Here is a 20,130-nt window from a genome sequence, read left to right as displayed (position 1 = left end):
CGGCCTTTAGTCATTTTCACCCTCAGGCTGTTGACGCAGCAACAGCTCAACGCGCCGGTTAGCGGCTCGTCCGGCCGGCGTTGCGTTACTTTCCATGGGTTGGGTGTCGGCGTAACCAACAGCCCGCATGCGAGAAATGGCGACTCCCTGACGCTCGAGGTGACGCATCACGGCGATAGCGCGCCCGGCAGATAGCTCCCAGTTGGAAGGAAAGCGGGGCGTGGCGATCGGGATGTCGTCTGTATGCCCTTCAACGGAAATCTGCCCATCGAAGGTCGCCAGTACGTCAATCAGGCTTTCTACCACATCTTGGCCTTGAGCGGTTAGCACCGCCTCACCGCTCGGGAATAAAAGACTATCGTCGATGCGCAGCGTCACCCCCTCTCGCCCCTGAGAGACGCTGACGCCCGGTATATCCAGCGCGGCCATGTTCGGCTGCACCCCACTGTGGCGCGGCAATATGCCGCTGGCCTGCGTGGCGGGTGCCGGCAGCCCCCCTTGCATCCCTGACGAGTCGGCCCCCTCTCGCACCGCCTGCTCGCCGGCGGGCGTCAGCGCCAACAGCAGCACAAACAGCGTGATCAGCAGGGTCAGTACGTCCAGATAGCTGGTCAACCAGCTCTCGTCGTTGTCACCCTGCCCGCCGGGCAACTCCAGCGTATGGCGCGTATCGCGATCAAGCATCGGTCAGCCCTTGGCCGAAGCGTTATCGGGGGCGGGCCGGGGTTTTATGCTGGGATCACGAATCTCATCGTTGTAGTTGGCAATGAAGGAGTTGAGCGTCTCTTCGATAAAGGACGGCAGCCGGCGCTTGGTAATCAGCGAGATGCCTTCCAGCACCATGTTCATGGTAATCAGGCGCTCTTCGGTCCGTCGTTCAAGCTTTACGGCAATCGGCTTGAACACCAGGTTGGCCAGCAAGATACCGTAGAACGTGGTGAGTAGCGCCACCGCCATGCGCGGACCGATCACTTCCAGGTCACCGGCGTCCATGACTTCGAGCATGTTGACCAGTCCAACCAGTGTGCCAATCATGCCAAAGGCGGGGGCGTACGTCGCCATGGTGCGGAATATCTGCGCCTCGGCGTGCTCACGCGCCTTCAAGCGGGCGATTCGCCAGCGCAGCATGTCGAAGATCTCATCTTCCTTGGTATTGGCTATCACCAGTTGAATGCCGGTGCGCAGGAAGGGGTTGCGTGTATGCTCGAGTGCTTTTTCCACAGCGCGCACATCACCCTTGAACCACAGCCGCGACATGGCGACCAGCTCGTTGATATCGTCGCGGGCGTAGGTATTTTCACGCCGGAAGACCAGACCGACCAGACGTACGACGCGCAGCACTTCCTTGAGAGGGTAGCTGATGAAGGTGGCCGCCAGCGTGCCGGTCACGACGATCGCCAGACCCGGCAGGTTAATGAAGCTTTCCGGGGACTCGGCGGTAAAGAACAGCACGCTTATCAGTAACAGAATGCTGGCGAATATACCTATCAACGTAGACGGGTTCATCAACGGCTCCTAGCCGATTGGGGTGGGTGAAAGTAGCGGTTCAGCCGGCATCGTTGAGACGAGCCCGCAAACGGCTGATGGCCTGGCTATGCAGCTGGGAAACCCGCGATTCGGTAACGCCGAGCACGGCGCCCACCTCCTTCAGGTTCAGCTCTTCCTGGTAGTAAAGCGCCATCAACAGCTTTTCGCGCTCCGGCAAGGCGTCGATCGCCGCGACCAATGTCTCACGCTGCTGATCACCCAGCAGCTGGTCGAACGGCAGATTACCGGCATCGAAACTTGCCGGCTCGCTACCATCGGCCACCAGCTCTTCAAAGGGCAGCAGCTGGCCGCTGTTGGTATCGTTGAGAAGCTGCTGATACTCGTCAAGCGGCATATCGAGATCACGGGCGATTTCGCCCTCTTCGGGCGGACGCCCCAACTGCTGCTCGAGCCGGCGGATGGTATCGTCCACCGCCCTTGCAGCTCGCCGAACGCTGCGTGGCAGCCAGTCCCGGGTACGCAGCTCGTCGAGCATCGCGCCTCGGATACGCTGGCTGGCAAAGGTCGCAAAACTGGCGCCCTGGGTTGCATCGAAACGGCTCAGCGCTTCCAGGAGCCCGACCGTACCGGCCTGAACGAGATCGTCAAGCTCAATGCTTGCCGGTAGCCTGACCTGCAGCGTTAAGGCATGACGTCTCACCAGGGGCATGTACTGCGTCAGTAGCTCACGCTGTTGAATCCTGCCTTGTGCTGTGTACATCTCATGGCCTCGCGGCTATACAAACGACTTTCACTGGTAGTTCACAATGACTTGCAGCCCTTGCACGCGTACTGGACGCTGGCCCGGGCGTAGCGCAAAGCGAAAGCGCAGCGGCGCATCCGCTTGCCTGCCCGCAAGCGCAGTAACGGTTCCGCGCATGCCGGAAAGCGCAACGCACTGCTGGGGATGGCACAGCCAGGCGTTGACCCCCTCTCCGGGCGGCACATCCAGACGCCAGTGTACCCGGTCGATGACGCCGCCGCCGATAGACGCCTCGGCAGGCGGCGTGGCCGGCTGGCTGACGCTTTCCCGGTCACTCATGGCGACCATCATGCCCGGCACCTGAGCACTCCAGCTGCCTGCTGCCTGGGCTGCGCCGATGAATGCAACCAACCAGCAGCAACTCATTACCCTTAATGTCCAGCTTAGCATGCTTGATACATCCTCAAGATAACGGTTCCGACAAAACGGCGCTGCCCAAGCCGCTGATATACCCCGCATTCAACGTGCCAACAAGAGAAGATCGGTGGCAAGGTAGCCGGCGGCGGCAGCACGCAGATTGTTCAACAGTCCTTGACGCCTTACATGTGGCTCGTGGAGCGCCAGCAGACGTTGCGGACCGCCGTGCTCACGCGCCAGGCGCAAGGCGCGGTACACCTTCACAAAGGCATCGGCATCACTGCTGATCCACAGCGCCCAGCGGGCGTGCTGGGCTGCCAATCGGGCAAGCTCCGGGGCATCCGGTTTGACGACATGAATATCCCACGCCTCGGGGCTGGCTGCCCAGTCACGTCCCAGCGCCGACCACTGCTCCAGGCGCTGCCTTACCCGCTCGTGGGTAAGCGCCTCCCGCCCTGCCGGGCCGATTACCCATAGCGGTTTCAGCGGTACAGGCGGTGTGACGGCCTGGGGGGCTGCGAACCGAGGGCCGCTGGATACGTCGAGCAATAGTTCACTCGCAGACGCTTCCTGGCTGCCAGGGACAGGGATCATGGGGTCAAGGGGTTCCTCGGCAAGCTCCTCGGTGCCTTGCGACTGCTGCCTGCGCTGGGCATCCGCCCATTGACGAAGCCCCGCCGCCTGGTCTTGGCTCATACGCTCACCTCACGGCTGACACTGCCCAACTGCCGGATAGCGTCGCGCGCCATGAAGGCGTGGACCAGCGCATCCAGCATGGCCGTATCGCGGCGTTTGCGGCGCGTACCCAAGAGGTTCAACAGATCGGTACGCAGGGCGAGCGCGGCTTCATCGCCGGCGTTATCCAGATGGCTGACGACCGCCGCCACGCCGCTGGCCATCAACAGACGCACCTCACCGCTCACGTCGCCACTATCGGCATCCTTGAGCTGCTGCCAGGCGCGTTTGGTCAACGCCGCAAGCCCTTCGCCTTGCAGCTGGGTAACCAAGTGCGGCAGCATGTCACCACCCAGGCGCGCGGGCGTAAGCCAGTAGCGCCGGGTCACCACCTTGGCACTTTCCGGGTCGCGAATCTCGCCATACCAGGCGATCAGGGCATCGCCAGTGTCGCCATGTACTTCGGCGTAAGCGCTCCATAGCTGCATGGCCTGGCCGCGAAAGCGAACATCGACGCGATGGCCAGGTGTGCTCTCATTGAACAGCGCGCGCAGCGTGGAGCGTTCGCCGTGAGAGGATACCCGCTGAGTAGGGGGGACCTGGCTGACCCAGGTCAACCCTCGCTCATTCAGCCACTGCCGGGTTTCGACCGCGGGCAGCACGGGCAGCAGATGCGTACGCGCTGCCGAGCGTTCACAACACGCTTCCAGCCGGGCCTGCCAGCCGGCGGGCTGGCGGTGCTGCAACGCAGGCAATGCAAGCCAGGCGCCTCGCTCATCGATACCCAGGTCCGGCAGGGCCCAGTCGCAGCCGCGTTCGTTGCGCCGCGCCGCCCACATCATGACCGGCGTGGGCAGGGAAGTTGCCAGCAGCGCATCCAGCTGGCTGTCCTGCAGGCTGCCGGGCAGTGCACTGATATCCCACACTGCCTCGAGCGCTCCAAAGCCGGTCATGCGCTGGCGCAGCCGGGCCAGCAGCGATGACAGACGCCGCCCCTGGCCCAGTACGTCCCGCGACCAGCGCGGCATGCCAAGCGGGGCGGCAAGCCCTGTACGCGCACTGACCGGCGCCTGGGTGTCAAGCGCCTGCTGGATCAATGCCTTGGGAGAGGCCACGCTCATGTCTTCGGGCACCTGCTGGCCATGCGAGCTGAACAGTACACGCATGCCGTGGCGGATGACGATATCCAGCACGGGGGCCAGGCGGCCTGCCTCGTCCTGCTTGGTAATGATGCAGTCGTCAAGCTCGGCGCCTGCCGCCCGAGCGGCCTGCCGATAGCGCAGCACGACTTCCTCCAGGGTTTCCGGCTGGCTGGCGGCATTCAGCAGCAGTACCAGACGAACGCGGGAGTGCCCGCCCTGAAGGTGGGCGATCTGTTCGATCACGCGCTGGTCGCGCTGACTCATTCCCACCGTATCGATCATGACCCACTGCTTGCCCTGCAGCCGGTTGAGCAGGTCGTCTACCGGCTGTTCGGCATCGAGCGCGTACATGGGCGTATCGAGCAGCCGCGCGTAAATGCGCAGCTGCTCGTGGGCGCCGATACGGAAACTGTCGGTCGTCACCAGCGCCACCGGGCGGGTGCCATGGCGCATGACAAAGCGAGCAGCGAGCTTGGCGGTGGTCGTGGTCTTGCCGACGCCGGTGGGCCCCACCAGCGCAACGATGCCGGTCTGATCGAAGAAGCTGGCTTCGTCATCGAGTACGCGCAGCCGGTCGGCAAGCTGCTGGCGCAGCCAGACCAGCGGCGCATCGCTGTGCGGGCCCAGCGCCTTGAGCGATTCGGGTAGTCCCGCAAGCACTTCGTCGCCAAGCTCGGCGCTGAAGCCCACCCGGGCAAGCAGCTCACTGAGCTGCGCCTGGGTGCTGGCGGCGACCGGAGCGGGCTCGGCAGGGGGCGCTGTCTGCTGGCGGGTCAGCAGCGCGCGCATATCCTGCATCTCCTGCAGCAGCCGCTCACTCATCGCCTGCAGGGGGTCTGGCGCATTGACCGGCTTGGCCGCATCCATCGGTGGCATGGCTGCGGGCTCGGTGGAGTCGACCGCATCATCGGCCATGGCCAGTATTTCCACGCCGTCATCAGTGCGTCGATTGGCCAGAATCAGGGCATCATCGCCCAGGGTCTCGCGGACCTGGCGCATGACATCACGACTGTTTGCTCCAATAAAACGCCTAACGCTCATGACTTACCTTTTGTGTGTCGAAAGGATCGCTGCACATTGCCGCCATGCCTAGCGGCCCCCGACCAGTGTCGTGACGCGCAGCGTTCGGTCATCCGGAATCTCCGCCTGGGACATCACCACCAGATGGCGCATCCGGCGGCGCAGAAAGCGTGCGAGCACGCCACGCAGCGAGTGCTGGACCACCAGCACCGGCGCTTCACCGCTCGCCTCGTGACGCTCCAGCGCCTGGTGCGCCTGGGTCATCAGGGTATCTGCCAGGCCGGGTTCCATCGCTCCGTTGCCGTTCATCGCCTGAATCAGCACCTGCTCGAGCTGGGCATCGAGCCCCATCACGTTGAGCACTTCCTGGCCGGCAAACCACTGCTGGGTGATGGCACGGCCCAGGCCGATACGCACCAGGGCCGTGAGTTCGCCCGGATCTTTCTGCTGACCGGCATACTCAGCCAGGGTATCCAGAATGGAGCGCATGTCACGAATCGAGACATCCTCTTCCAGCAGATTCTGCAAGATACGCTGCAAGACGGTGAGCGAGATGGCCTTGGGCACCACTTCCTCGACCAGCGACTTCTGATCTTCGCCCAGCTTGTCGAGCAGTTTCTGGACTTCCTGACGCCCCAGCATTTCCGGCGAATGACGATGCAGCAGATGATTCAGGTGCGTGGCGATCACGGTACTGGCATCCACGACGGTATAGCCATAGACCTGGGCATGCTCGCGCTGATTGGTATCGATCCACACTGCCGGCAGGCCAAAGGCGGGATCCTGGGTGGTGGTCCCTTGAAGCTCGCCGGACACCTGGCCTGGATCGATCGCCAGCCACTTGCCCGGCTGTGCCTCGGCACGGCCGATTTCTGCGCCTTTCAGCGAAAGCACATAGGTATTGGGCGATAGCTCCAGATTGTCGCGGATATGCACCACCGGGGGCAGAAAGCCGACTTCCTGGGCAAATTTCTTGCGTACGCTCTTGATACGTCCCAGCAACTCGCCCTTCTGGCGCGCATCCACCAGCGGAATCAGGCGGTGACCGACTTCCAGGCCCAGCGTATCCACCAGCTGCACATCCTCCCAACTGGCCTCGGGTGTCTCCTGCGTGACCGGGGGCGCGGCGGAAATCTCCTCGTGTACCAGGGTTCTCTGCTTTTGGCGAATCAGGAACCAGGCCAGCCCGCTGAGCAGGGCGGTGAAGATCAAGAACACCAGGTTCGGCATCCCCGGCACCATGCCCAGCAGCCCCATGACCATGGCTGCCAGGATCATCACCTGGGGATTGACGAACAACTGGCTGATCATCTGCTGGCCGACGTCCTGCTCGGTGTTGACTCGGGATACCGTCACGCCAGCGGCGGTGGAGATCACCAGTGCCGGAATCTGGGCCACCAGGCCATCGCCGATGGTCAGCAGCGTATAGGTACGGCCTGCATCAGCAAAGCTCATGTCGTGCTGCAGCATGCCGATCAAGAGCCCGCCGATGACATTGACCACCATGATGACCAGCCCTGCCATGGCGTCGCCGCGCACGAACTTGCTGGCCCCGTCCATCGACCCATAGAAGTCGGCTTCCTGGGCTACTTCGGCTCGACGCTTCTTGGCGTCCTCTTCACCGATCAGGCCGGCATTCAGGTCGGCATCGATCGCCATCTGCTTTCCGGGCATGGCATCGAGCATGAAGCGCGCGCCGACCTCGGCAATCCGTCCTGCGCCCTTGGTGATGACCATGAAGTTGATGATGACCAGAATGAGAAACACCACCAGGCCCACGGCAAAATTACCGCCCACCAGAAAGGTGCCGAACGCTTCGATGACCTTGCCGGCCGATGCGCCGCCCTGATGGCCTTCCATCAGCACCACTCGGGTCGAGGCAACGTTGAGCGATAGACGCAGCAGCGTGGTAAACAGCAATACCGCCGGGAACGCGGCAAAATCAAGCGGTTTTTCGGCAAACATGCTGACCAGCAGCACCATGATGGCCAGCGCGATATTGAAGGTAAACAGCAGATCCAGCGCGAACGGCGGCAGGGGCAGAATCATCATGCCCAGAATCATCAGGATCAGCAGCGGCCCGGCGAGCAGCTTCATGCGCACATCGCCCATCCAATCGCGCTGACTGACCAGTTGGCTCAAACCTTTCATGACTGCGCCTCGTCACCACGGGCCTTGGGGCCAGGGGTTTGCATTTCCGGGGGTACCGGCAGGTTATCGGGGGTTGGGGGCACCTCGCCTCCTTGTTGTGCAACGTGCTTCAGGCGATAAGCCCAGGCCATGACCTCAGCCACGGCGGTATAAAGCTCGGCCGGCACCTCGGCATCCAGATCCACGTGGTGGTACAGCGCGCGCGCCAGCGGCGGCGCCTCCAGGCGCGGAATGCCGGATTCATGACCCAGCTCGCGGATGCGCGCCGCCACGGCGTCCGCCCCTTTGGCCACCAGGCGCGGCGCGCCCATGCTGCCCTCCTGATACATCAGGGCCACGGCATAGTGGGTCGGGTTGGTAATGATAACGTCGGCCTGGGGCACCTTGCTCATCATTCTGCCCCGCGCCATCGCCTGCTGCTGCTGACGAATCCTTCCCTTGACGTGGGGATCGCCCTCGGACTCCTTGTGCTCGCGCTTGACCTCTTCCTTGCTCATGCGAAGCTTCTTGGCGTTGCTCCACAGCTGAAAGGGCACGTCCATGAGAATCACGACAATCAGCGAAAATACCATCAGCGCGGCGGCCTGGGCGGCCATGTTAAGCGCGCTGGCCAGGGCCTGCTGAACAGGCTGATCCATCAAGGACAGAAACTTGCCGACATTGAAGTACAAAAACGCCGAGACCACACTGCCTATGAGTACCGACTTGGCAATCGCCTTGGCAAGCTCGATCAACGCCTGGGTGGAGAAGATGCGCTTGACGCCCGCCACCGGGTTGAGCTTGGAGAACTTGGGCTGCATGGACTTGGCCGACACGATCCAGCCGCCCAGCAGCGCCGGCGATACCAGCGCGATCACCATGAGCAGCAGAAACAGCGGTGTCAGGGCAATCAGGGTTCGCTGCCCCAGATCCAGCGCGTTGACCAGCATGGGGATCTCTTCCATGGCCTGGCGGCGCTCGAACAGAAACGCCTGCTCCATGACGATGCCAAGCTGGTCATAGAGCATCATGCCCATGCTCCAGAGCCCGATGACGCCGCCCAGCAGCAGCAAGAAGGTAGTAAGCTCACGGGAACGGGGAACCTGGCCCTCTTCGCGAGCTTTTTCTCTACGTCGGGGCGTGGCCTCTTCGGTCTTTTCCTGGTCGCTATCGTTATCTGCCATGCTGCCACCTGGCCCGCCATGCGCGGCTCACCATGAATTCAGCCGCCCCAGGGGACGGCTGAACAAAGCGCATATTCTGCCAGAGGCAGTGGATTACAAAGTCTCAATAACGCCGCATTAAAAGCCCAATTCGTCCAATAAGTCGTCTACCTGATCCTGACCGGTGACGATATCGGGCGCGTTCTCCTTGATTTGCGGACCATTCAGAAGATCTTCACTGCGCCGAGCGTTGTCGTTTTTCCACTGATCCTCCGCCTTGCGCTGCATGATTTCACGGGCTTCAGCGCCGGGTACGTTGTCGATCAGCACTCGAACCAGCTGATGCTCGATGTCCCGAATCACGTTGATCATTCGCTTGATGACCTGGCCGGTCAGGTCCTGAAAGTCCTGGGCCATCATGATGTCCAGAAGCTCTTTGTTCGTGGCCGCCGTGATCGCTGGCACATCGCTCAGATAGGTGCGGGTTTCCTTGACCAGGGCCTTGGCATCCTCAAGCTCCTTGGGCTCCTTGAACCACTCGGCCCACTGCTTGTCGAGCCCTTCGGCACGCTCGGCAAGCTGGTCCTGGAGCGGCTGCGCACGATCAATGGCATTGAGCGCACGGTCGGCGGCCTGCTCGGTCATGGTAGCGACGTAGTGCAGCCGGTCCCGGGCGTCGGGAATGGCTTCCGCCGCTTTTTCGATCTCTTTGTCCAGGCCCAGCTCGCGCATGTTGTCACGCAGCATGCGGGTAAGCTTACCGATGCGATGAATCAAATCTTCAGCGACTTCCTCGGATACCTGGGCAGAACCTGTCTGCTCGTTCTGACTCATTACGACGTCTCCTCGCTGACCGGGCCCAACGGCCCAGCCGCTTTATTTACCCATCTTCTCGAAGATTTTGTTCAGCTTCTCTTCCAGGGTAGCGGCAGTGAACGGCTTGACCACATAGCCGTTGGCCCCCGCTTGAGCGGCTGCGATGATGTTCTCCTTCTTGGCTTCGGCGGTCACCATCAACACCGGCAGGTGTTTCAGCGCGTCATCCTGGCGAATCTCCTTGAGCATTTCCAGGCCGTCCAGGTTAGGCATGTTCCAGTCGGAAACGACAAATTCGAAGCTGCCGGCGCGCAGCTTGTTCAGCGCATCCTGGCCATCTTCGGCTTCATCGACATTGGTAAAGCCAAGCTCCTTGAGCAGGCTGCGTACGATCCGGCGCATGGTAGGAAAGTCATCGACTACCAGGAAACTCATGTTCTTATCGGCCATTGGTCATCCTCTATTCAATGCGTGTCACAAGGTGACAGGTTACTTGGTCAGGGTTAAAAGGCTTCCCACTCTTCTTGATCACTATGGCTTGGCGCCGTACGTGTCGTGGGGGTTGCCGATACGGTTTTCTGGGGTGCCTTGGGCAGCGAAGCAGGCTTCTGAGCTGGCAGGGAGGTACGTTGCGGTGCCTGACTCCCCATCAGCTTGAACACGGCTACCGCTTCCTCAAGGCGATTGGCCTGCTCTTCAAGCGACGCTGCTGCCGCCGACGCTTGCTGGACCAGCGCGGCATTCTGCTGGGTGACTTGATCCATCTGGCCCACGGCATGGCTTACCTGCTCGATACCATCGCTCTGCTCTTGAGAGGCGGCGGAAATTTCATCCATGATGTCAGTCACTCGGCGCACCGATGTAACGACCTCCGCCATGGTGGCCCCCGCCTGCTCCACCAGCGTGGACCCCTGCTTGATCTGGTTGACCGACGCATCGATCAGCGTACGGATCTCCTTGGCCGCATCGGCGCTGCGGCTGGCCAGGTTGCGAACCTCTCCGGCCACCACGGCGAATCCACGCCCTTGCTCGCCGGCCCGGGCGGCTTCTACCGAGGCGTTGAGCGCCAGGATGTTGGTCTGGAACGCGATGGAGTCGATCACGCTGGTGATATCCGCCACTTTCTGCGAGCTCGTCGAGATGCCGTGCATGGTCTGAACGACCTGGTCCACCACTTGCCCGCCGTGCTCCGCCGTGCTCGAGGCGTCTGCTGCCAGGGTGCTTGCCTGGCGGGCGTTGTCGGCATTCTGCTTTACCGTGGCGGTCATCTCTTCCATGCTGGCCGCGGTCTCTTCGATGGAGGCGGCCTGCTGCTCGGTGCGCGATGAAAGATCCGCGTTGCCGCCGGCAATTTCCCGGGTGCCGTAGTGAATCTCCGAACTGCCTTCGCGCACTCGTGTCACGATCGCGGCCAGATTCTGCTGCATGACCGCCATGGCGGTAAACAGCCGGCCAATTTCGTTGTTGCCCGCCTCGGGCACCGGCTGGGTCAGGTCCGCCTCGGCAATCTTGTTAAGACGATTGACCGCATCGTTGAGCGGCGTGGTTACCGTGCGACGCAGGCCAATATAAATCAACAGGATAACGAGTATTGCCACGCCTACCGCCATCGCGCCAACGAGCGTGAAGAGCTGCCCTTGCGCAGCTGTCTCCTGACGAATGGTGTCGGCCCGCTGAAACGCGTAGTCCGTAAAAGCCGTCATGCTTTGGGCAAGACTTGCCAGCGGCTCGACCAGCTCATCACGCAGGTCGTTGAAGGTGTTGATATCCATCTGCGCAAAGCTTTCGTGCTGCTGCTTGACCAGCGTAACCACCTCCCGAAAGTCGCTGACCAGCTCAGCACCCAGCGCCTCGCCTTGCGGCGTGCGTGGGGTCGCGGCGAAGTTTTCAAAATGCATTTCGGCGCGCTCAATGCTGTTTTCCGCTAACGCCAGTTGCTCGTTGGTGCTGCGCATATCACCGACCATCATATAGTTCGACGCGGTCTCCATGCCCAGCATGGACTGCTTGAGCAGCGAATCTGCACGGTTGATCTCATTGAGCTGGCTACTGCTGATTCGGCTATAGATAGCCATATTTTCCTGGGTATTGCGATCAGAGACAAAGCCGATCCCCGCCATCACCACAATCAGCGTGGCAAAACAGGCCAGCGCCACGATGACAGCCGTATGGATACTCAGATTGCGCAGTAAACGCGTCATGATTCGTTCCCTCATTCAAGCATTGTTATAGTAAAAAGGGTTTATACCCGCTGGGCACGACCAGAGGCTGCCACCATCGCCATCAGGCGGGCGGGAATGTCATCCAGCGCGACGACCTCAACCGCCCCGCCCACGGCAATCGCTTCGCGGGGCATGCCAAACACCACGCAGCTTGCCTCGTTCTGCGCGATGGTCGGTGCACCGGCCTGGCGCATTTCCAGAAGCCCGGCGGCGCCATCCTTGCCCATGCCGGTCAAGATCACGCCGATGGCGTTACGCCCGGCGTGCTCGGCGGCTGAATGAAACAGGACGTCCACGGAGGGGCGGTGACGGTTGACCGGCGGACCGCTATCCAGACGGGCCACATAGTTTGCCCCGCTGCGCACCAGCTTCAGGTGCTGGTCGCCGGGGGCAATGTAGGCGTGCCCGGGCAGTACGCGTTCCCCATCGGTAGCTTCTTTTACCGTGATACGGCACAGCCGGTCCAGACGCTCGGCAAAGGAGCGGGTAAAGCCGCCAGGCATGTGCTGGGTAATCAGGATGGCCGGGGCGTTGGCCGGCAGCGGCTCGAGCACGGCGCGGATCGCTTCGGTTCCGCCTGTGGAGGCACCGATGATGATCAGTTTTTCACTGGATACCAGCGGCGCCTTCAGCTGCGCCGGCGGCGGCGTATTCTTGTGCCGCGCCTGTCGCGGCCGGGAGCGCGCCGCGGCACGCAGCTTTTCGGCAATCTCGTTGGCGTATTCCATCATGCCGTTGCGAATGCCCAGGCTCGGCTTGGCCACGAAATCCAGTGCGCCCAGTTCAAGTGCACGCAGCGTGATTTCAGAACCGCTCTGGGTCAGCGATGAAACCATCAGCACCGGCATGGGGCGAAGGCGCATCAGACGTTCGAGAAAGTCCAGACCGTCCATGCGCGGCATTTCAACGTCCAGCGTCAGTACGTCCGGATTGTGCTGCTTGATCAAGTCGCGCGCAACAAGAGGATCAGGCGCCACGGCGACCACTTCCATGTCGGGCTGGGAGTTGATAATTTCAGTCAGCAGGTCACGAATAAGTGCCGAGTCATCGACACACAACACTTTGATCTTGGCAGCGCTCAAAGCACGCCTCCTCTTGCAATTAACGCTTGATGTGCAGCTTCATGGGCGGGGCTTTTACGCCTTAACGTATGAAAAGCACGACAATGGCCTGGGTCAGGCCCGGGTATATACCGTCTGGCCACGCAGCTTGAAGGCGTCACTGATGTACGAGAAATTCTCGGAGTGTCCGGCAAACAGCAGCCCCTCCGGCTTCATCAGTGGCGCAAACCGCTTGAGTATCTTGGCCTGGGTTTCCTTGTCGAAATAGATCATGATATTGCGACAGAAAATGGCGTCGAACGGGCCTTTGACCGGCCACTGGGGCGCCAGCAGGTTCAGTGGCAAGAACTCGACCAGTTCGGATACCTCCGGGCGTATGCGGGCAAGCCCTTGATGCTGGCCGGTACCCTTTTGAAAGAAGCGCTTGACCCGCACTTCATCGAGTTTGCGCACCTGCTCCTGGGGGTAAATCCCCATCCGCGCCTTGCTCAACGCGTCGGTATCGATATCCGTGGCAATCACTTTCGACTGGGCCGCCTTGGGCCCAAGCGTTTCCAGCAGCGTCATCGCCAGCGAGTAGGGCTCTTCCCCGGTGGAGGCCGCCGAGCACCAGATGGTGACCGGCCCCGGCTTGTGCCGGATATGCTCAGCCAGCAGCGGGAAGTGGTGCGCCTCCCGGAAGAAGGCGGTGAGGTTGGTGGTCAGTGCGTTGGTGAACGCTTCCCACTCCTTCGCTTCGGGCTGGCGCTCCAGGCGGACAAGGTAATCGGTAAAGCGCGTCATGTTGTGATGGCGGAGGCGCTTGGCCAACCGGCTATACACCATTTCGCGCTTGTGTTCTGCCAGTACGATGCCCGCCCGCTGATAAATCAGCTCTCGAATGCGGGCAAAATCGGCATCAGTCAGCACCAGATCACGTTCGATCTGGTTGCCAGACGCCCACTGGCTGGCGTCGATACCCCGTTCGCGTTGCTCGGTCAAAATGCTTCCCATTCCTCTACAGGTACCGCTGGGCGCCGCGTCGAGGGCACGGGTGGCGACGTGCGCTCTGCAGGGCCAGCGAGCCTGGACGTCTGTTTGGCAGATGATGCATTCGCAAATGCCAGAGACGACCCAGCGCGTTGGTGATTGAGTCGAAACGCTTCGACCGATAGCGCGAGCATGCTCGCCTGCTGCTCAAGCTTAACGGCCGCGCGTGCTGTTTCCTGAACCCGCACTGCGTTTTGCTGCGTGGCCTGATCCATTTCGGTCACGGCCTGATTGACTTCGGCGATGCCGCTGCTTTGCTCTGTAGAGGCGGCCGAAATTTCGTACATGATATGCGTTACGCTGCGCGCCGCTTCCGCCACTTCGCTGATGGCGGCTTCGGCCTGCTCGACCAGCCCTGCACCGGTCGCGACTTCCTGATTCGAGCCATCTATCAGCCCACGAATCTCCTGGGCGGCGCCGGCGCTGCGGCCTGCCAGTTTCCTGACTTCCTCGGCTACGACGGCAAACCCGCGACCATGGTCGCCCGCACGCGCGGCCTCGACCGAGGCATTCAACGCCAGGATGTTGGTTTGAAACGCAATGGAATCGATGACGTTGATGATATCGGTCATCTTTTGCGAGCGCTGCGTGATGCGCTGCATGTTTTCTACCAGTTGCGTCATCAGCTCGCCCGTCTGCGACACCTGCGTAGCATTGTTATCGGCAAGCCGACGCGCTTCTTGAGCATTCTCGCTGTTTTGCCGCACCGTGGCGGTCATCTGTTCCATGCTGGAGGCAGTTTGCTGCAGCGAAGCGGCCTGCTGCTCGGTACGCGAAGAGAGCGCTTCATTACCGCTGGCGATATCCTGGGCGGCCGGGGTCACGATATCAATCCCGCCCCTCACGTCACCAATAATACTGCTCAGGCTCTTGCGCATCGCCTTGAGCGAGTCGATAAGCTGGCCGACCTCATCATGCCGACGTGTCGGCGCCATCGCCGCCAGATTGCCGCCGGCAATCTGCAAGGTAAAGCGCGAGGCGCTTTTCAGAGGCCGCACGATGGAACGCAGGGTTACCCAACCAATCAGGACGAGTACCAGCAAACCAACGCCCAGTATCAGCGCCTGAAACGCGATGACCGTGGTTTGTGCCTGCCCGGCTTCGCTTGCCATGGCTTCGGCCGCCACCTGTTTCTGCCTGATCAACTGGTTGACGCTTTCGGATAACGCCCGGCCCTCACCGGACATGATGTCGATCACAGTATCCAGCCCGGTAAAGGCCTGGTAGGTCTCTTCCGCCTGCAAGACGCTCGCGGCCTGGCCCATTCCCTCGTCCAGAAACGCTTGAAGTTGTTCATTGAAGGCATGGGCCAGGGGCGTGGCATTCACCGGGCGTGAGTAGTATGCCTGCCAGACACTGGCGATCTCTTCGGCACGCTGCTCGACGGTCTGGCCTATTTCGAAACGCTGATTGATCAGCGCCATACGCTCAGGCTCGATCATCTCCTGACGCGTGTTGGCAATCGTTTGATCGATTTGCTGTAGCCTGACGACGTCACGCAGGCCGTCGCGGTTGAGCCGCTCCAGACGTTCGCTTGACGCATCCAAACCATAAAGACCAAGGCCGCCACTGATCAGCAGCAAAGCCGCCGCCGCCGTCACCATGCCCACCAGCTTGGCGCGCACGGTATTTAACCGCACGCGTTTCAAGCGCTGCCCAATACCGCGCTGACGCAGGCGCCCCTTGTCCAGATAGAGACGCTTGCCACGCCCTTCGCGTATCTCGGTATACGCCTTTTCGGCACGCGCGATGGCGTCGCGCGAAGCCTGAACGCGTACCGAGGCGTAGCCCACCACGTCATCGTTCTCGATAATCGGCGTCACGCTGGCATCGACCCAGTAGTGGTCGCCGTTCTTGCAACGATTCTTGACCAGCCCCCGCCAGGTGTCGCCGGCCTTGATGGTTTCCCACAGGTTGGCGAAGGCGACGGCGGGCATGTCTGGGTGACGAATCAGGTTGTGCGGAGCACCCAGCAGCTCTTCCCGCGTGAAGCCACTGATCTGGATAAACGCAGGGTTCGTGTAGGTAATACGACCTTTCAGGTCCGTACGGGAGACTAGAAAGTCGCTCTCCTTGAGTTCAACCTCGCGTTGAGTGACAGGCTGGTTATTGCGCATTAGCGTGCCCTGAATGTTACGTATTTAGAATAGTTGTAATGGTTACTGCAGCGCCTAGAAGGCTTCCCAGGCATCGTTCTCCACCACCTTGGGGGCAGTTGCCGCGCGCGACGTGCGAGGTGCTGATGCAGACACCGGCAGGGCGGGAGCAGAAACCGATAAAGCGGCTTCGCGGCGATGGGTAGTGGCTACCTGGAAACGCTCGACGGCGCTTCTCAGGCGGGCCGCTTCACTTTCGAGTTCGTTGGCGCTACGCGCGGCATTTTGAACCAGCTGGGCATTTTGCTGCACCACCTCATCCATCTGCGCGACGGCCTGATTGACCTGACCGATGCCATTGCTCTGTTCTTCCGAGGCGGCGGCAATTTCATCCATGATATCGCTGACCCGCTGTACCGCATCCACCAGCGCCTGCATGGTTTCACCGGCCTGGTTGACGCGCTGGGTGCCGGTATCCACCTTGCCAAGCGAGGTATCGATCAGGGTACGGATCTCCTTGGCGGCATTGGCGCTGCGACTGGCCAGGCTGCGCACTTCCTGGGCAACGACGGCAAAGCCCTTGCCATGCTCACCAGCACGTGCGGCCTCTACCGAGGCGTTGAGCGCCAGGATGTTGGTCTGAAATGCGATGTTGTCGATAACGGTGATGATATCCGCTACCTGATGGGAGCTTGCGCTGATGTCCTGCATCGTTTCAACGATGCCGCCCACCTCTTCGCCGCTGCGTCGGGCGGTCAACGTTGCGTTCTGGGCCAGCTGACTGGCCTGGCGCGCATTGTCGGCATTATGGCCGACCGTCGAGGCGAGCTGCTCCATACTGGAAGCCGTCTCTTCCAGCGAAGAGGCCTGCTGTTCGGTACGCGAGGAGAGATCGTTGTTGCCGCTGGCAATCTGCTGGGAGCGCTCGAAAATGGTGGCGCCGCTGCTGCGAACGACACCGACCGTTTCCGACAGGGAGGACTGCATGTGCGCCATGGCAACGTATAGCCGACCGATCTCGTTATTGCCGGGAGCGGTAATCTGCTGGCTCAAATCGCCCTGGGCCATATGCTCGAAGTAGCCGACCAGCCGATCAAGCGGCTTGAGCACATTGCTTGTCACGCCCCAGATCACGATCACCACGGTGGCAATAGTGATCAGGACGATGGCTATCAGCATCCAGCGAATACGCGCCGTAAAGTCGGTAAACGCTGCCTGCGATACCTGGCCATCGCCAATCGCCTGCATGATGGCCGCACCGTGCTGCAGCGCATAAAAACCGATACCACATGCCGCGATCACCAGTAGCGAGAAGGAAACCAGCACCAGCCCCCAACTGAGTCGCACGGTCATGTTACCCATCACCTGCCGCATTAGCTGTGTCACCCTTGTGTCTCCCAACACAACATCACTCACAGGCGTTGTCCTTTACGCTTGGGTCGTCTTGTTTTCACTTGAACAGACACGCTCCCTGTGTCTTGTCTTTTCGATGATATAGTCGCTGGCCGATCAGCGGTTGCTGGTGCTATCCACCAACGCCATTTCTTCACTGGTCAGCAGCTTGTCGATATCTACCAGTACCAGCATGCGATCATCCAGACTGCCCAGGCCGCTCAGGAAATCAGACGAGAGCGTGACGCCAAACTCGGGCGCGGGCTTGATCTGCTCAGGCGTCAGCGTCATGACGTCAGAGACGCCATCCACCACGATACCCACGATACGATCCGCCACGTTGACCACGATCACCACGGTCTGGCCGCCATACTCGACATTTTCCAGATGGAACTTGATGCGCAGATCCACAATGGGCACGATGACGCCGCGAAGGTTGGTTACCCCCTTGATGAAGTCCGGCGCGTTGGCAATGCGAGTGACGTTTTCATAGCCCCGGATTTCCTGCACCTTGAGGATATCGATGGCGTACTCTTCGTCGCCTAACGAAAACACCAGGAATTCACGGCTTTCGGCTTCGGCGGCCATTACCGCCCCATTAGTTGCCTGACTCATGACGGCTCAGCCTCCTTGTAAAAAGAGAGATGTTGATTATTGACGATTTTGCCCGCTTCTTTCTTGACCCGACTCAAGCGGTGCAATCCTGTGATATCCAGAATGAGGGCCACGCTGCCATCGCCCAGGATGGTAGCCGCGGAAATGCCCGGCACCTTGCGATAGTTGTCTTCTAGATTCTTGACGACGACCTGCTGCTGACCGATCAGTTCATCGACCAGCATGGCGTAGCGCCGTCCTTCCCCCTGCACGATCACAGCGATGCTGCGTGTCGGATCGGTAATTGCATTTTCCACATCCAGCACTTCGTGAATGGCGATGACCGGAAGATATTCATCGCGCACCTTGAGCACGACGTCATCACCGGCCATGGCATACATGTCATCCTTGGTCGGCTGCAGGGACTCAAGCACGGTAGAGAGCGGCAGGATAAAGGTCTCGCCGCCGACCTTGATCGACATGCCGTCCAGAATCGCCAGCGTCAACGGCAATACGATTCGGGTGTTGGTGCCTTCCCCTTTCTTGGACTGGATTTCAACGCGCCCACCCATGCCCTGGATATTACGCTTGACCACGTCCATGCCCACCCCACGCCCAGAGACGTCGGTGACTTCCTTGGCCGTCGAAAAGCCCGGCGCAAAGATCAGTTGATAGACTTCTTCGTCGGTCATGGTATCGGAGACGGCAAGGCCATTTTCCCGCGCCTTGGCCAGCAGCCGGTCACGGTCCATGCCCGCGCCATCATCGCGCACCTCGATCAGGATATTGCCGCCCTGATGGCGCGCCGACAAAATGAGCTTGCCGGTACGCGGCTTGCCAAGCGCTTCGCGTTCATCGGGCATTTCGATGCCGTGATCCAGACTGTTACGCACCAGGTGGGTCAGGGGGTCGGTAATACGCTCGACCAGGCTCTTGTCGAGCTCGGTGGATTTACCCTCGGTGACCAGCTCGATCTCCTTGCCGAGCTTACCGGCCGTGTCACGCACCACGCGCGGGAAGCGGCTGAAGACAAACTCCATGGGGATCATGCGGATCGACATGACCGCTTCCTGAAGGTCGCGAGCATTACGCTGCAGAAGGCTCATGCCGTTCTGCAAAGAGCTGTTGCCCACCGACTGGTCGTCCAGATCACTGACCGTCTGGTCGAGCATTGACTGGGTAATGATCAGCTCTCCCACCAGGTTGATGATCTGGTCGACCTTGTCTACCGATACCCGAATCGACGAGGACTCGGCTGCCGCCTTCTTGGGCTTGGCGGCGGCCTCCTTGCTGGCCCCGGCCGCCGGCGCGCTGGCCTTTGCAGTGGATTCAGCGGGTGCCTGCACGGAAGGAGCAGCCTCGACAGGCGGTGCTGACGCGGCCGGAGCGGTTGCCGGGGTGCTTTCAGAAGCCTTGATCTCGATCTGCTCGGGCTCGATGATAAAGCACATGACTGCTTCGATAGCATCAGCGCTGATGTCCCCCTGCAGGATGACCTCGTAGCGCTTCTCGTCACCAGACTGCGCCTGAACCTCGCCCAGCTGTTCAAGCTCTTCGACCAGCAGGGCACGGTCCTTGTCATTGACGTTGAGCAGAGCCACCACCAGCTGGTTCTCGGCGGTTTCACCTGCCGGCTCAGCAGGCTCTTCCATGGCGGGTTCTTCTTCCTTGAACAGCGGCGCAGGCGTGGCCGCAGGTGCTTCCAGCGTTTGACCGATCTCTTCCAGCGCGATCTGCTGCAAGGTCTGACAAATTCTTTCGTACGCTTCCTGGTCGGGCGCTTCCTCGTTGCGATAGGCATCGAGTTGCTCGTGCATGATGTCTTTGGCCTCTAAAAAGGTATCCACGAGGTCGGCACGCAGCGTAAGTTCGCCTTTGCGTGCATGATCCAGCAGGTTTTCAAAAATGTGCGTAGTCTTCTGCAGCACGCTGAAGCCGAAGGTCCCGGCTCCCCCTTTGATCGAGTGCGCGGCGCGGAAAATAGCGTTGAGCTGCTCGCTATCCGGGTTATCGACGTCGAGCTCAAGCAGATGCTGCTCCATATCGGCGAGCAGCTCTTCAGCCTCTTCAAAGAAAGTGTCAAAAAAGTCCGCTATATCCATGCACCACTCCACTCTAACGTCATATTTTTTTCACCGGCCGA

At 60.8% G+C, this 20,130-nt stretch carries 17 protein-coding genes; all 17 read right to left on the bottom strand.

Annotated features, from left to right (window positions below; translation table 11 throughout):
• Nucleotides 1-6 precede the first annotated feature (6 nt).
• Complete coding sequence (locus HW452_RS13750; protein ID WP_224106688.1) at nucleotides 7-684, bottom strand: OmpA/MotB family protein; 678 nt, start codon at nucleotides 682-684, stop codon at nucleotides 7-9.
• A 3-nt stretch (nucleotides 685-687) separates the two neighbouring features.
• Nucleotides 688-1,506 carry a motility protein A gene (locus HW452_RS13745; protein WP_224106687.1) on the bottom strand — a complete coding sequence of 273 codons (819 nt, stop codon included), beginning with the start codon at nucleotides 1,504-1,506 and terminating at the stop codon, nucleotides 688-690.
• Nucleotides 1,507-1,546: 40 nt separating this feature from the next.
• Nucleotides 1,547-2,248: an RNA polymerase sigma factor FliA gene (locus HW452_RS13740; RefSeq protein WP_224106686.1), complete on the bottom strand. Its 702-nt coding sequence runs from the start codon at nucleotides 2,246-2,248 to the stop codon at nucleotides 1,547-1,549.
• A 30-nt stretch (nucleotides 2,249-2,278) separates the two neighbouring features.
• Entirely contained in the window at nucleotides 2,279-2,641 is a 363-nt protein-coding gene (locus HW452_RS13735) for a flagellar protein FlhE (RefSeq protein WP_224106685.1), read from the bottom strand.
• A 108-nt stretch (nucleotides 2,642-2,749) separates the two neighbouring features.
• Entirely contained in the window at nucleotides 2,750-3,343 is a 594-nt protein-coding gene (locus tag HW452_RS13730) for a hypothetical protein (protein WP_224106684.1), read from the bottom strand.
• Entirely contained in the window at nucleotides 3,340-5,505 is a 2,166-nt protein-coding gene (gene flhF / locus HW452_RS13725) for a flagellar biosynthesis protein FlhF (RefSeq protein ID WP_224106683.1), read from the bottom strand. Before flhF ends, HW452_RS13730 begins: the two co-directional genes overlap by 4 nt.
• A gap of 48 nt (nucleotides 5,506-5,553) precedes the next feature.
• Nucleotides 5,554-7,635, bottom strand: coding sequence for a flagellar biosynthesis protein FlhA (gene flhA, locus HW452_RS13720; RefSeq protein ID WP_224106682.1), 2,082 nt, complete (start codon nucleotides 7,633-7,635; stop codon nucleotides 5,554-5,556).
• Nucleotides 7,632-8,798: a flagellar biosynthesis protein FlhB gene (flhB, locus tag HW452_RS13715; protein WP_224106681.1), complete on the bottom strand. Its 1,167-nt coding sequence runs from the start codon at nucleotides 8,796-8,798 to the stop codon at nucleotides 7,632-7,634. Before flhB ends, flhA begins: the two co-directional genes overlap by 4 nt.
• A 117-nt stretch (nucleotides 8,799-8,915) precedes the next feature.
• Nucleotides 8,916-9,611 (bottom strand): protein phosphatase CheZ, encoded by a 696-nt coding sequence (gene cheZ, locus HW452_RS13710; RefSeq protein WP_224106680.1) that lies wholly within the window; start codon nucleotides 9,609-9,611, stop codon nucleotides 8,916-8,918.
• 42 nt (nucleotides 9,612-9,653) lie between these two features.
• Nucleotides 9,654-10,043 carry a chemotaxis response regulator CheY gene (cheY, locus tag HW452_RS13705; protein ID WP_224106679.1) on the bottom strand — a complete coding sequence of 130 codons (390 nt, stop codon included), beginning with the start codon at nucleotides 10,041-10,043 and terminating at the stop codon, nucleotides 9,654-9,656.
• Between the two features lie 53 nt (nucleotides 10,044-10,096).
• Entirely contained in the window at nucleotides 10,097-11,794 is a 1,698-nt protein-coding gene (locus tag HW452_RS13700) for a methyl-accepting chemotaxis protein (RefSeq protein WP_224106678.1), read from the bottom strand.
• Nucleotides 11,795-11,835: 41 nt separating this feature from the next.
• On the bottom strand, nucleotides 11,836-12,897 hold the full coding sequence (locus HW452_RS13695; protein ID WP_224106677.1) for a protein-glutamate methylesterase/protein-glutamine glutaminase: 1,062 nt from the start codon (nucleotides 12,895-12,897) through the stop codon (nucleotides 11,836-11,838).
• 93 nt (nucleotides 12,898-12,990) lie between these two features.
• Nucleotides 12,991-13,857: a CheR family methyltransferase gene (locus HW452_RS13690; protein ID WP_224106676.1), complete on the bottom strand. Its 867-nt coding sequence runs from the start codon at nucleotides 13,855-13,857 to the stop codon at nucleotides 12,991-12,993.
• Nucleotides 13,854-16,022, bottom strand: a complete 2,169-nt coding sequence (locus HW452_RS13685) for a methyl-accepting chemotaxis protein (protein WP_224106675.1) — start codon at nucleotides 16,020-16,022, stop codon at nucleotides 13,854-13,856. The genes HW452_RS13690 and HW452_RS13685 overlap by 4 nt, the downstream gene beginning before the upstream one ends.
• A 54-nt stretch (nucleotides 16,023-16,076) precedes the next feature.
• Nucleotides 16,077-17,363, bottom strand: a complete 1,287-nt coding sequence (locus tag HW452_RS13680; protein ID WP_224106736.1) for a methyl-accepting chemotaxis protein — start codon at nucleotides 17,361-17,363, stop codon at nucleotides 16,077-16,079.
• A 147-nt stretch (nucleotides 17,364-17,510) separates the two neighbouring features.
• The gene (cheW, locus tag HW452_RS13675; RefSeq protein WP_224106674.1) at nucleotides 17,511-18,008 is read right to left on the bottom strand and encodes a chemotaxis protein CheW; all 498 of its coding nucleotides are present in this window, start codon (nucleotides 18,006-18,008) and stop codon (nucleotides 17,511-17,513) included.
• Nucleotides 18,005-20,089, bottom strand: coding sequence for a chemotaxis protein CheA (gene cheA / locus HW452_RS13670; RefSeq protein ID WP_224106673.1), 2,085 nt, complete (start codon nucleotides 20,087-20,089; stop codon nucleotides 18,005-18,007). The genes cheW and cheA overlap by 4 nt, the downstream gene beginning before the upstream one ends.
• Nucleotides 20,090-20,130: the final 41 nt, after the last annotated feature.

Source organism: Vreelandella aquamarina, from assembly GCF_020075495.1.
Lineage (GTDB): Bacteria > Pseudomonadota > Gammaproteobacteria > Pseudomonadales > Halomonadaceae > Vreelandella > Vreelandella aquamarina_A.
This window is presented reverse-complemented; position numbering and strand designations above follow the sequence as displayed.